The sequence below is a fragment of the Streptomyces sp. NPDC051662 genome (genome assembly GCF_040681655.1).
Taxonomy (GTDB): domain Bacteria; phylum Actinomycetota; class Actinomycetes; order Streptomycetales; family Streptomycetaceae; genus Streptomyces.
This window is the reverse complement of sequence record NZ_JBFAZD010000021.1, coordinates 102,008-114,198: the sequence shown is the minus strand read 5'-3', so window position 1 is coordinate 114,198 and position 12,191 is coordinate 102,008. Positions and strand designations below refer to the sequence as shown.

Genomic DNA, 12,191 nt, shown 5'->3' with positions numbered 1-12,191 from the left:
TCGCCCATGACGGAGACCACCCGGACGACGGTCGGAATCGGCGGCGCGGCCGAGAGCACGGACATGGTGCTCAATATTGGCCCGCAGCACCCCTCCACCCACGGGGTGCTCCGGCTCCGGCTCGTGCTCGACGGCGAGGTGATCCGGCAGGCGGAGCCGGTCATCGGCTATATGCACCGGGGCGCGGAGAAGCTCTTCGAGGCGCGCGACTACCGGCAGGTCCTGGTCCTCGCCAACCGCCACGACTGGCTCTCGGCGTTCTCCAACGAGCTGGGTGTGGTGATGGCCGTCGAGCGGATGCTCGGCATGGAGGTGCCCGAGCGCGCCGTATGGACCAGAACGCTGCTCGCCGAGCTGAACCGGGTGCTCAACCATCTGATGTTCCTCGGCTCATACCCCCTCGAACTGGGCGGTATCACCCCGGTGTTCTACGCGTTCCGGGAGCGCGAGGAGCTCCAGGGTGTGATGGAGGAGATCTCCGGCGGCCGGATGCACTACATGTTCAACCGGGTCGGCGGCCTCAAGGAGGACCTTCCCGCGGGCTGGCAGGGGCGCGCCAGGTCCGCGATCGCGTCGGTGCGCTCGCGGATGGACGTGTACGACCGGCTGGTCCTCGGCAACGAGATCTTCCGGGGTCGTACCCGCGGGGTCGGGGTGCTGTCGCGGGAGACGGTCCACGCGTACGGGGTGTCCGGGCCGATCGCCCGCGCCTCCGGGGTCGACTTCGATCTGCGCCGCGACGAGCCGTATCTCGCGTACGGCGAACTGCGCGACACGCTCAGGGTCGTGACCCGCGAGGAGGGCGACTGTCTGGCGCGGTTCGAATGCCTGCTGGAGCAGACGCACAACGCGCTGGCCCTGGCGGACGCCTGTCTGGACCGGATCGCGGAGCTGCCACCCGGGCCGATCAATCAGCGGCTGCCCAAGGTGCTGAAGGCGCCCGAGGGACATACGTACGCGTGGACCGAGAACCCTCTCGGTATCAACGGCTACTACCTGGTGTCCAAGGGCGAGAAGACGCCGTACCGGCTGAAGCTGCGCTCCGCCTCGTTCAACAACATCCAGGCGCTGACCGAGTTGCTGCCCGGGACGCAGGTCGCCGACATGGTGGCGATCCTGGGCTCGCTGTTCTTCGTCGTCGGGGACATCGACAAGTAACGCGTTCCGGGCGGCCGTTCGAAGCCGCTGGTGCTGTGGCCGGAAAAGTTTGCCGGCCACAGCACTAGCCGCTGATCGCGTCGCGCAGGTCTTCCAGTTCGAGCGGCTCGGTCTCGTCGTGCACGGTCAGATCGATGACCTGCCCGATACCGCGCTCCTCGGCCCTGCGCCGCTCGGCGAGAGCCTCCTCGCCCACCACGTCCGCGAGGTCCTCGCGCTCGACGCGCGCCAGTTCGGCGGCCGGTGCGGACCCCTCGGTGTCCTCCGCGTCCGCCTTCTTGAGCCCGCCGCGCGCGTTCTGCCCGGCGGGCTGCGCACCGAAGAAGTCGAAGCCGCCCTCGGGCCGCCGCGCGGGACGGTCCTGCGGGGCGTACGGGACGATCGCGGACGCCGTGGACACGCGCGTGGCGGGGAGGGCGGACGACGGGCGGTGGTGCTGCTCGGCCCCGGCGCCCGCCGCGTGCTTCCCCCGCGACTCCCCCGCCTCCGTGGCCCGCTCCGCGAGATCGCGTGTACGGGCCGCCTCGACCGTACGCCTGGCCTGCTGGACCGCGGCGTTGCGCGGCAGTTCGTCCAGGGCACGGGCGGCGCTGACGAACGCCGCCTTGGTGGGCGTGCTGCCCGCGGCGGGCAGCGCCTTGGGTACGGCCGCCGCCTCCAGGGCGAGCTGACGCCGCCCCTCCAGCGCGGTGGCGCGCTCGGTCTCCGCGGTGGCGTACCGGCGCAGCAGCGCGGCGTGCTCACCGCGCAGCCCGGCCAGCTCGATCCGCTTGGAGCGCAGCTTGGCCTCCAGCTTGAGGCGCAGCTCGCGCGACTCCTCGACGTCGGCTTCCAGTTCGGCTATGCGCTCCTCGGCCTTCCAGCCGTCGCTCTCCCGCGCGCGCGTCAGCTCGGCGACCCGGCGACCGGCGGCGCGGTCCCAGCCCCGCATGAAGACCGCGCCGGTGACCGCCGCGGCGGCCGTCACCGCGACCAGACCGCGGAGCACCACGGGCTCCGCGAGCAACCAGGCGCCCGCGGCACAGAGAACCGCGGCTCCGGCGACCGCCGTCGGCGGCAGAAGCTTGTGGAGGGGTGGGGAATGGCGGTGGCGTCCACGTGGCATGGCCTGAAATTTACCGTGCGTGGAGAGCGAATGGGGGGCCGGTCGGACAATCTTTCCCGGCCCGTTGCCGGCCTTCCTCCCCATCCACTCCTGTTTCCTCTACAGAACTCCGTTTTGCCTGGCGCCGGTTACCGCGCGGACGCCGTCCGGCCGCTACTTCTTGACCAGACCTTTGGACTCCAGGTACTCCTTGGCGACATCCTCCGGCTTGGCACGCTCGGCATCGACCTTGAGGTTCAACTTCGCCAGATCGTCCGTGGTCAGCGCGTCGGTCAGCTTGCCCAGCACATCGGCTATCTCCGCCGAACCGGCGTCCTTCGCATTGACCACCGGCAGTACGTTGTCGGCGTTCTGGAGCTTCTTGTCGTCCTCAAGCACAACGAGTCCGAAGCTGTCGAGCGTGCCGTCGGTGGTGGTGCTCAGGACCAGCTGGTCAACCCCGTCCTTGACGGCCTGCTTGGACTGCGGGGTGCCGACGCCCTTGGGGTCGATGCCCGTCACATCGATGCCGTACGTCTTCTTCAGACCCGGTGCGCAGAAGGGCCGTACCTCGCACTCGTCGCCCGCCGCGATCTTCACCTTGATCTTCGACTTTCCAAGATCGGAAAGCGTCTTCAGCTTGTTCTTCTCGGCGAATTCCTTGGTCACCGCGAAGGCATTCTGATCGACCGCCTGACCGGGGGGCAGCACCTTCAGTCCACGCGGCTCGGCGAGCTTCTTCAGCTCGGCGACCGTCGCGGCGGAGTCGCTGGAGGCGAGCGGCTTCGCCTGGGCCGCCTTGGCGCCGTTCACTTTGGCGTTGAGGAATTCCGTGATCGTCGCGGCGTATTCGGGCACCACGTCGATCTCGCCCTTCTCCAGGGACGGTTCGTACAGCTCACGGTTCTTCACCGTGGTGACGGACGTGGAGTAGCCGGCGTCGCCCAGGATCTGGGCGTACAGCTCCGCCAGCACCTTGGACTCCGTGAAGGCCGCCGCGCCGATGACGAGCGAGCCCTTCTCCCCCGAGCCGGAGCCGGAACCGGAGTCGGCGGCGCCGCTCTTGTCCTTCTCCAGGCTGTCGCCGCCGCACGCGGCGAGCGAGGTGGTCAGGGCCACCACTCCCAGTACGGCACCCGCGAGGCGCGAGGTCTTGCTCATGAGGTTCACCATCTCCAAGAAGCCATAAGGTCGGTCGTCACACGGTCGTGCGGGAGGGCCGGGCGGCGAGCGAGGGCGCCGGGTCGATGACCCGGTCCAGCGCCACCAGCACGCCTTCGACGAGCAGCGCGAGCAGCGCGACGAGCAGCGCGCCCGCGACCACCTGCGGGGTGTTGTACGTGTTGAAGCCGGCGGTGATGATGCGGCCGAGGCCGCCCTGTCCCACCATCGCCGCGATGGTGGCGGTGGCCACCACCTGTACGGAGGCCGAGCGGAGCCCGGTCATGATCAGCGGGTACGCGAGGGGCAGCTCGACCCGTACGAAGAGCTGGCGCCCGGACATGCCCATCCCCCGGGCGGCCTCCACGACCGCGCTGTCCACCTCCCGCATCCCGACGTAGGCGTTGGTGAGCAGCGGCGGCACGGCGAAGAGCACCAGCGCGATGATCGTCGGCACCGAGCCCGAGTTGCGCAGCGGCGAGACCATGAACAGGGCGAGCACGGCGAACACCGGTACCGCGCGGCCCACATTGGAGATATTGATCGCGAGTGCGCCGCCCTTGCCGATATGCCCCAGATGGAGCGCTATGGGCAGGGCGATGACACACGCCAGGGCGAGCGCGACCCCGCTGACGAATATGTGCTCCTCAAGCCGCCGCCACACCCCGCTGTCGCCGGACCAGTTGGCACCGGTCGTCAGCCAGCCGAACGCGTCTCCCAGAACTCCCATGGTCAGCCCACCGCCTTCACGGCATCGGCCGGCGCGGTCCGCGCGGCTCTACGGCCTGACGTACGCGCCGGACGTATGCGCGTCCAGGGCGTCAGCAGCCGCTGCACTCCGAGCAGCAGCAGATCGGCGACGACCGCGAGCAGCACACACAGCACCGAGGCCGTCAGCACCTGCGCCTTGAAGAAGCTCGGCAGCGCGTCCTCGATGAGATTGCCGAGCCCGCCCCGGCCGACGATCGACCCGACCGTGGTCAGCGCGACCGTCGACACCGTCGCTATCCGCAGGCCGGCCATCAGCGCGGGCAGCGCCAGGGGCAGCTCGACCTCCCAGAGCAGCCGCCCCGGTCCGTACCCCATCCCGCGAGCCGCCTCCCGTGCCTCTTCCGGCACCGATTCGAGCCCCGCGATGATGTTCCGCACGAGAATCGTCAGTGAATAGAGCACCAGGCCGGTGATCACCAGACCGGCGGAGAGCCCGAAGAGCGGCAGCAGCAGCGAGAACATCGCCAGCGACGGAATCGTGTAGAGCAGTGTCGTCAGCCCCAGCACCGGCCCGGCGAATGACGGCCTGCTCCGCGCCAGCAGGGCCAGCGGAAATGCCACCAGCAGCCCTATGACGACCGAGACCGCGGTGATCCACACATGCTGGACCGTGGCGTCGATCAGCTCCTGGCTACGGGAGCGGAGAAATTCCCCGCAGATCCAGTCGTTCGCCGCCAGGCACCCTTGCGTACTCATCCATCCCCGCCTCCCCCGTCTTCCCGAACGTATGTCTGGCTCTATGCCCTGGCGACCCTAACCCCGACCACTGACATTCGCGGAAGCCCGCCACATTCCAGCAACATGGCCTTCACACAACACGCCGCACAATGGGGAACCATGATCCGATTCGAGCACGTCACCAAGCGGTACCCGGACGGTACGACCGCTGTCGACGACCTCTCCTTCGAGGTCCCCCAGGGCGAACTAGTCACGCTCGTCGGGCCTTCCGGCTGTGGCAAGACCACCACGATGAAAATGGTCAACCGTCTCATCGAGCCGACCGAGGGACGGATATTCCTCGACGGGGACGACATATCCGCCATCGACCCGGTGCAGCTCAGGCGCCGTATCGGCTATGTGATCCAGCAGGTCGGTCTCTTCCCGCACAAGACGGTCCTGGAGAACACCGCGACCGTCCCGCATCTGCTGGGCTGGCAGCGAGGCAAGGGCCGTGAGCGCGCCGCCGAACTCCTCGATCTGGTCGGTCTCGACCCGTCCGTCTACGGCGACCGCTACCCCGAGCAGCTCTCCGGCGGCCAGCGCCAGCGCGTCGGCGTGGCCCGCGCCCTGGCGGCCGACCCGCCCGTCCTGCTGATGGACGAACCGTTCGGCGCGGTCGACCCCGTCGTACGCGACCATCTGCAGAGCGAGTTCCTCAAGCTCCAGGCGGCGGTCCGGAAAACTGTGCTGTTTGTCACGCACGACATCGAGGAAGCGGTCCGGCTCGGTGACCGTATCGCCGTCTACGGACAGGGCAGGATCGAACAGTTCGACGCCCCCGCCGCCGTGCTCGGCACCCCCGCCACCCCGTATGTCGCCGATTTCGTCGGCGCGGACCGGGGTCTGAAGCGGCTCTCCGTGACCTCCATCGAGGAGGGCGACCTCGAACAGCCGCCCGTCGTCCATCTCGACGACCCGCTGGGGCGCGCCGCGGCGAAGCTCGCCAAGGAGGGCGCGCGCTGGGCCGTCGTCCTGGACTCGGCCGACAATCTGCACGGCTGGATCTCCAGCGAGCAGACCGGCGCCTCCGGGACCGTACGGGAGCACGCGCGCCGGATGGAGGCGTGGCTGCCGGTCGGCGCCTCCCTGAAGCAGGCGTTCGCCACGATGCTCCAGCACGACGCGGGGTGGATCGCGGTGATCGACGAGGAGGCGACGGGACGCTTCCTCGGGGTCCTCACACCGGCCAGGCTGCACGAGGCGCTGCGCCGGTCGATCGACGCGGACGCGCAGGCCATCCCCCGTACGGAGGTGGAGCTGGAGACGGTCAGCAAGGTCGCCTCCGTCTGAGGGCCGCCGTCTGAGGGCCGCCGTCACGACGACGGCAGGGCGTCAGGGCGCTCAGTTCGAATAGAGCCGCCCGCTCATCCACTCCAGGGCCGGCGGGATCTCCCGGCGCCAGGTGTTGAAGTTGTGCCCGCCGCTGTCGAGGATGATCGACGACACATGCGAGGGCGCCTTGACCTTGCTGATGAACGTCCGCGTGGCCCTGAGATTTCCCTCGCCCTTCTTGGACGAGGTGACCAGGAGGGACACCGGGCCCTGCGGCCGGTTGTCCAGGCTCCACAGCAGATCGGAGCGGTTCCGCAGCTGCTTGTCGCCCCGGAAGAGATCACCGGTCGTCGGGTCGACGGGCGCCTTGTAGTACGCCGACAGCCCGACGCCCACGGAGTACCGCTCCGGATGGTGCATGGCGATCTTCAGCGCGCAGTAGCCGCCGGTGGAGTTGCCGATGATTCCCCAGCTCTTCGGCTCGCGCCCGACCCGGTACGTCCGGGACACCGCCAGCGGCAGATCCTTGGCGAAGAACGTCTCCGTCTGCGGCCCGCGCGGGATGTCCACGCACTCGGTGTCCCTCGGCGGCGCCACGGTGGGCCGCAGCATCACCAGCACCATCGGCTGCATCTTGCCGTCCTTGGCCAGCTGCCAGGCGGTCTTCGGATAGTTCAGCCCCTTGATCAGATTCTCCGCCATCCCCGGGTAGCCGGTGAGCACCACGGCGACCGGGAAGGTCCGGTGCACGAATCCCGGCCGGAAGTACTCCGGTGGCAGATAGACGTACGCGGTGCTGTCGATCCCGGATTTCGGGCCGCTGACGACGATCCTCTGGACCTGGCCGGCCACCGAGGGCACCGAACCGCCGGGGGTGGGCGTCCGCTGTGTGTCCATCACCGTCACGTGAGTGCCGCCGGCCGAGTGGTCGACGAACGACCCCAGGTCCTGCTTGCGCCCGAACAGGTCGGACCACGAACCGTAGAAGAGGAAGGAGTTGTTGGCGACGAGACCGACCGCCACGAACACCGCCACCTGCGTGGCGAACAGCAGTCCGATCCGGCCGAGCACCACACGGGGTGTACCGCGCGACAGGCGCGGCCAGAGCCAGATGGTCACAACGAACAGCCCAACAGCCAGCAGGACGGCCAAGATCAGGACTTTGCGGCTGGTAAGACCCATATCGACCGAGCTTTCTCCTGTGAGATTTTCCGAAACGCTGAGGAACCCGACCCCCGAAAGCCCCGTCCTAGAGGTCGCAAAATGTCCGGCCCGCGAAGAAGAGGCGGAGACGGGCACCACACTCTCTCGCGGAACCACGGGAAGCGATGTCTGTGACTCTGGATGCGGATAAATCAGGATCGGTTCCGGGTCGGTCACAGCACAACACGGGCATACCTCCCAAGCCACTGACACGCCGTCTGTTCCGGCGGACCCGACGTCTGTTCCGCTGGACCCGCCGTCTGTTCCGCGGCCCGCGCCCCGAATCCGTCCCCGCGCTGGTCGGCACCGCCTGCACCCTCGTCGGGCTGATGGATATCGCCACCGGCGTCTTCCCCCGCTTCCGCCACAGCCGGATGCACGCCTTCGCCGAGGTGCTGCCGGGGGCGCTCGGCCCCCTCTCCGCCGCGCTCTCCATCAGCGCCGGCGTACTCCTGCTGCTGCTCGCGCACGGTCTGAAACGCCGTAAACGCCGCGCCTGGCGAGCCGCCGTCGTCCTGCTGCCGGTGGGCGCCGTGGCCCAGTTCGGCTACCGGCACTCGCTCGTCGGCACCCTGCTCCCGCTGGCACTGCTCGCCCTGCTGCTGCGCCACCGCCGGGAGTTCGCCGCCCTGCCCGACCCGCGCAGCCGCTGGAAGGCGCTCGCCAACTTCTTCCTCATGGGCGCGGGCTCCATCGGCCTCGGGCTGATCATCGTGAGCGTCCATCCGCACCGGACCATCGGCAACCCCAGCCTCGCCGAACGGCTCGAACATGTGCTGTACGGCCTGTTCGGCCTCGACGGACCCATCGACTACAGCGGCGTCGTGAGCGGCACCGTCGGCGACTCCCTCGGCGCGCTCGGCCTGCTCACCGCCCTCACCACCGGCTATCTCGCCTTCCGGCCCGAACACCCCGCCGCCCGCCTCACCGAGGACGACGAGCGGCGGCTGCGCGCCCTGCTCGCCCAGCACGGCGGCCGTGACTCCCTCGGCCACTTCGCCCTGCGCCGCGACAAGGGCGTGGTCTTCTCCCCCAGCGGCAAGGCCGCCGTCTGCTACCGCGTCGTCTCCGGGGTGATGCTCGCCAGCGGCGACCCGATCGGCGACGTCGAGGCCTGGCCCGGCGCCATCGAACGCTTCATGGACGAGGCCAAGGCCCACTCCTGGACCCCCGCCGTCATGGGCTGCGGCGAGACGGGCGGCGAGGTCTGGACCCGCGAGACCGGACTCGACGCGCTGGAGCTGGGCGACGAGGCGGTGGTGGACGTGCCGGATTTCTCCCTGCACGGACGCGCCATGCGGAACGTACGCCAGATGGTGAGGCGCATCGAGCGCGCCGGCTACGAAACGCGGGTACGGCGCGTCCGTGATCTCTCCGACGGCGAGCTGGCCAGGATCCGCGGCGCCGCCGCCGACTGGCGCGGCACCGACACGGAACGCGGCTTCTCCATGGCCCTCGGCCGGATCGGCGACCCCGCGGACGGCGAATCCGTGATCGCCACGGCCCACAGGCCGGGCGAGGACACGACCGGCCCGTACGGCGACCTGAAGGCCGTACTCCACTTCGTCCCGTGGGGTACGGACGGGATGTCCCTCGACCTGATGCGCCGCGACCGCTCCGCCGACCCCGGCATGAACGAACTGCTGATCGTCGCCGCCCTGCACGCCGCCCCCGCGCTCGGGGTGGAACGGGTCTCCCTCAACTTCGCGATGTTCCGCTCGGCGCTCGCGCGCGGCGAACGGCTGGGCGCGGGACCGGTCCTGCGCGGCTGGCGGAGGCTGCTGGTCTTTCTCTCCCGCTGGTTCCAGATCGAGTCGCTGTACCGCTTCAACGCCAAGTTCCAGCCGCGCTGGGAGCCTCGCTTCGTGGTTTTCCGCAGCACCGGCGAACTGCCCAGGATCGGCCTCGCCGCGATGCGGGCCGAAGGCTTCGTCACCCTCTCGCTGCCCCGCCCCCTGCGCCGCCTCGCCCGCGACCGGCACCCCCGCCCCTGCGCCCACGACATCGCGGGCCCGCCCGACCACGAGGTCCGTACCGCCTGAGGGTGTATCCGGCCCGCCCAAGGACGTGCCCCGCGCCCGTCGCACGGATCCGGCCGGGCCGCCCGCCCTCGTGCGGACCCCTGGACGAGTAAGTCCGAAGTGGCGTCGTCCGCCCGGAGGGCGGGCCCGGGGGCGTCTGGCGTGTGCGATCGCAAGGCGCCGGAGTGCCCTCGCAGCGGAGCTACTAGAGCATTTCGGCAACGCGGCGAGCGTGCGTGCCAGGCGTTCCCGGGCAGACGGGACTTCGGACTTACTCGTCTAGGGTGGGCGTATGAGTACGTTGCGCGGACGGGGCACAGTCGAGGGGCTGCCGGAGTGGGACCGCTGTGCGGTGATGGGCGTCATCAATGTGACGCCCGACTCCTTCTCCGACGGAGGCCGCTACTTCGACACCACCGCCGCCGTCAAGCACGGCCTCGATCTTGTCGCCGAGGGCGCGGACCTGGTGGACGTCGGCGGTGAGTCGACCAGGCCCGGCGCCACCCGCGTCGACGAGGACGAGGAGCTCAGGCGCGTGATCCCCGTCGTACGGGGCCTGGCGGCCGAAGGCGTCACCGTCTCCGTCGACACCATGCGCGCCTCCGTCGCCGAGCAGGCCGTCGCGGCCGGCGCCGCGCTGGTCAACGACGTCAGCGGCGGACTCGCGGACCCCGCCATGGTGCCCGCGGTCGCCGCCGCGGGGGTGCCCTTCGTGGTGATGCACTGGCGCGGCTTCAGCGAGCGGATGAACAGCCGCGCCACCTATACGGACGTCGTCGCGGAGGTCGTCGCAGAACTGCGCGCCCGGATGGACGCGGTGGTGGCCGGAGGCGTCGCCCCCGAACGGCTCGTCATCGATCCCGGCCTCGGCTTCGCCAAACGGGCCGAGCACGACCTCGCGCTCCTCGCCCACCTCACCGAGCTGCGCGCCCTGGGCCGGCCGCTTCTGGTCGCGGCCTCCCGTAAACGCTTCCTCGGACATGTCCTCGCCGACGGCGAGGGCTCCCCGCCGCCCGCCCGCGAGCGCGACGCGGCCAGCGCCGCCGTCTCCGCGATCGCCGCCCACCAGGGCGCCTGGGCGGTCCGCGTCCACGAGGTACGGGCCACCGCCGACGCGGTACGGGTGGCCCGCGCCGTCGAGGGAGCCCAGTGACCGCGCGTACGGACAACGAACAGGTCGAGGTGGCCAACACCACGTTCTACGAGGCCATGGAGCGCGGCGACTTCGACGCGCTGTCCGCGCTCTGGCTGGACGGCGACGACGACGGGATCTCCTGCGTCCACCCGGGCTGGCCCGTGCTCACCGGCCGCGGAGAGGTGCTCCGCTCGTACGCGCTGATCATGGCGAACACCGAGTACATCCAGTTCTTCCTGACCGATGTCGTGGTGTCGGTCTGCGCCGACACGGCGCTGGTGACCTGCACGGAGAACATCCTCAGCGGCGGCCCGGCCGAGGAGAGCGGAGAGCTCGGACCGCTCGTCGGCCAGCTGGTCGTCGCCACCAACGTCTTCCGCCGCACACCCGAAGGGTGGAAAATCTGGTCACATCATGGCTCACCGGTTCTGGCCGAGACCGATGAGGAAACGGACGACGAGACACCCGCGTGAGTGGGTAGGCAGCTCCTGCGGACCGGTCGGCGGGTCCGGGCAGGGGCGGCCACCGGGCAAACCCCACACCTGTCCCTCACCCCCGCACGAGAGCACTGTCCGTGCCCGCGGGTAGATTCAAATGTGGGGACCCAGCCGCCCGCACCCGGCCGGGTGCCCCGACGACCAACGACAGCAGGAGTGATTCGCGTGGATCGTGTCGCGCTGCGCGGCCTCAAGGCCCGCGGGCATCATGGCGTCTTCCCCCGGGAGCGCGAGGAGGGCCAGACCTTCATCGTGGACCTGATGCTCGGCCTCGACACCCGCCCCGCGGCTGCCGACGACGACCTGGCGAAGACCGTGCACTACGGCATCGTGGCCGAAGAGGTCGTGGAGGTCGTTCAGGGAGAGCCGGTCGACCTGATCGAGACGCTGGCGGAACGGATCGCCCAGCAGTGCCTGAAACACGACGGCGTCCAGGAGGTCGAGGTGGTCGTACACAAACCGGACGCCCCGATCACCGTCCCCTTCGACGATGTGACCATCACCATCACCCGGAGCCGAGTATGAGTGTGTTTTCCGCCAACGGTCCCCAGGGCGACCCGACCGTACAGCCGGTGCCCGCCTCCGTGGTCGCCCAGGTCGACGCCGCCGACACCACGCTGTCCAATCCGAAACGCGCCGTGGTCTCCCTCGGCTCCAATCTCGGCAACCGCCTGGAGACGATCCAGGGCGCCATCGACGCCCTGGAGGACACCCCGGGACTGCGGGTCAAGGCGGTCTCGCCGGTGTACGAGACCGAGCCCTGGGGCGTCGAGCCCGGCTCCCAGCCGTCCTACTTCAACGCGGTCGTCGTGATCAAGACAACGCTGCCGCCGTCGTCACTGCTGGAGCGCGGCCAGGCCATCGAGGAGGCCTTCGACCGGGTCCGCGAGGAGCGCTGGGGGGCGCGCACCATCGATGTGGACATCGTGGCGTACGCGGACGTCGTCTCGGACGACCCGCTGCTCACCCTTCCCCACCCCAGGGCCCACGAGCGCGCCTTCGTCCTCGCCCCCTGGCACGACGTGGAGCCGGAAGCACAGGTCCCCGGCCGTGGCCCGGTCGCCGATCTGCTGGCGGACGTCGACCGCGGCGGTGTCCAGACCCGGACCGATCTGGAACTCCGCCTGCCCGAGTAGTGGTTAGGCTCAGCGGGTCGGTACGGCGAGGAT

Annotated in this window: 12 protein-coding genes; 7 read left to right on the top strand and 5 right to left on the bottom strand. The window is 69.8% G+C overall.

Translation table 11 applies throughout. The annotated features are described in order from the left end of the window. Nucleotides 1–6: 6 nt before the first annotated feature. A complete protein-coding gene (locus AB0M67_RS29765; protein ID WP_365750440.1) occupies nucleotides 7–1,158 on the top strand; it encodes an NADH-quinone oxidoreductase subunit D in 1,152 nt (383 codons plus the stop codon). 64 nt (nucleotides 1,159–1,222) lie between these two features. Here the strand turns inward: AB0M67_RS29765 and AB0M67_RS29760 are convergent, their stop codons facing one another. From AB0M67_RS29760 to AB0M67_RS29745, 4 genes are all read right to left on the bottom strand, one after another. Then, nucleotides 1,223–2,263 (bottom strand): hypothetical protein, encoded by a 1,041-nt coding sequence (locus AB0M67_RS29760; protein WP_365750438.1) that lies wholly within the window; start codon nucleotides 2,261–2,263, stop codon nucleotides 1,223–1,225. Nucleotides 2,264–2,416: 153 nt separating this feature from the next. Further along, complete coding sequence (locus tag AB0M67_RS29755; RefSeq protein ID WP_365750436.1) at nucleotides 2,417–3,403, bottom strand: ABC transporter substrate-binding protein; 987 nt, start codon at nucleotides 3,401–3,403, stop codon at nucleotides 2,417–2,419. A 37-nt stretch (nucleotides 3,404–3,440) separates the two neighbouring features. Next, a complete protein-coding gene (locus AB0M67_RS29750) occupies nucleotides 3,441–4,133 on the bottom strand; it encodes an ABC transporter permease (protein WP_365750434.1) in 693 nt (230 codons plus the stop codon). A 2-nt stretch (nucleotides 4,134–4,135) separates the two neighbouring features. Beyond that, complete coding sequence (locus tag AB0M67_RS29745; RefSeq protein WP_365750432.1) at nucleotides 4,136–4,870, bottom strand: ABC transporter permease; 735 nt, start codon at nucleotides 4,868–4,870, stop codon at nucleotides 4,136–4,138. A 141-nt stretch (nucleotides 4,871–5,011) separates the two neighbouring features. Here AB0M67_RS29745 and AB0M67_RS29740 point away from each other — a divergent pair, with 141 nt between their 5' ends. Next, nucleotides 5,012–6,184, top strand: a complete 1,173-nt coding sequence (locus AB0M67_RS29740; RefSeq protein ID WP_365750431.1) for a betaine/proline/choline family ABC transporter ATP-binding protein — start codon at nucleotides 5,012–5,014, stop codon at nucleotides 6,182–6,184. Nucleotides 6,185–6,235: 51 nt separating this feature from the next. Here the strand turns inward: AB0M67_RS29740 and AB0M67_RS29735 are convergent, their stop codons facing one another. Then, the gene (locus tag AB0M67_RS29735) at nucleotides 6,236–7,348 is read right to left on the bottom strand and encodes an alpha/beta hydrolase-fold protein (protein WP_365750429.1); all 1,113 of its coding nucleotides are present in this window, start codon (nucleotides 7,346–7,348) and stop codon (nucleotides 6,236–6,238) included. 146 nt (nucleotides 7,349–7,494) lie between these two features. Here AB0M67_RS29735 and AB0M67_RS29730 point away from each other — a divergent pair, with 146 nt between their 5' ends. The 5 genes from AB0M67_RS29730 (at nucleotide 7,495) to folK (ending at nucleotide 12,158) form a co-directional block, all read left to right on the top strand. Beyond that, a complete protein-coding gene (locus AB0M67_RS29730) occupies nucleotides 7,495–9,411 on the top strand; it encodes a phosphatidylglycerol lysyltransferase domain-containing protein (RefSeq protein ID WP_365750427.1) in 1,917 nt (638 codons plus the stop codon). 271 nt (nucleotides 9,412–9,682) lie between these two features. Then, nucleotides 9,683–10,543, top strand: coding sequence for a dihydropteroate synthase (gene folP / locus AB0M67_RS29725; RefSeq protein WP_365750425.1), 861 nt, complete (start codon nucleotides 9,683–9,685; stop codon nucleotides 10,541–10,543). Next, entirely contained in the window at nucleotides 10,540–10,998 is a 459-nt protein-coding gene (locus AB0M67_RS29720) for a nuclear transport factor 2 family protein (RefSeq protein WP_365750423.1), read from the top strand. Before folP ends, AB0M67_RS29720 begins: the two co-directional genes overlap by 4 nt. A 189-nt stretch (nucleotides 10,999–11,187) precedes the next feature. Further along, nucleotides 11,188–11,547: a dihydroneopterin aldolase gene (gene folB, locus AB0M67_RS29715; RefSeq protein ID WP_030354471.1), complete on the top strand. Its 360-nt coding sequence runs from the start codon at nucleotides 11,188–11,190 to the stop codon at nucleotides 11,545–11,547. Next, on the top strand, nucleotides 11,544–12,158 hold the full coding sequence (folK, locus tag AB0M67_RS29710; RefSeq protein ID WP_365750421.1) for a 2-amino-4-hydroxy-6-hydroxymethyldihydropteridine diphosphokinase: 615 nt from the start codon (nucleotides 11,544–11,546) through the stop codon (nucleotides 12,156–12,158). The genes folB and folK overlap by 4 nt, the downstream gene beginning before the upstream one ends. The last annotated feature ends 33 nt before the right edge of the window (nucleotides 12,159–12,191 follow it).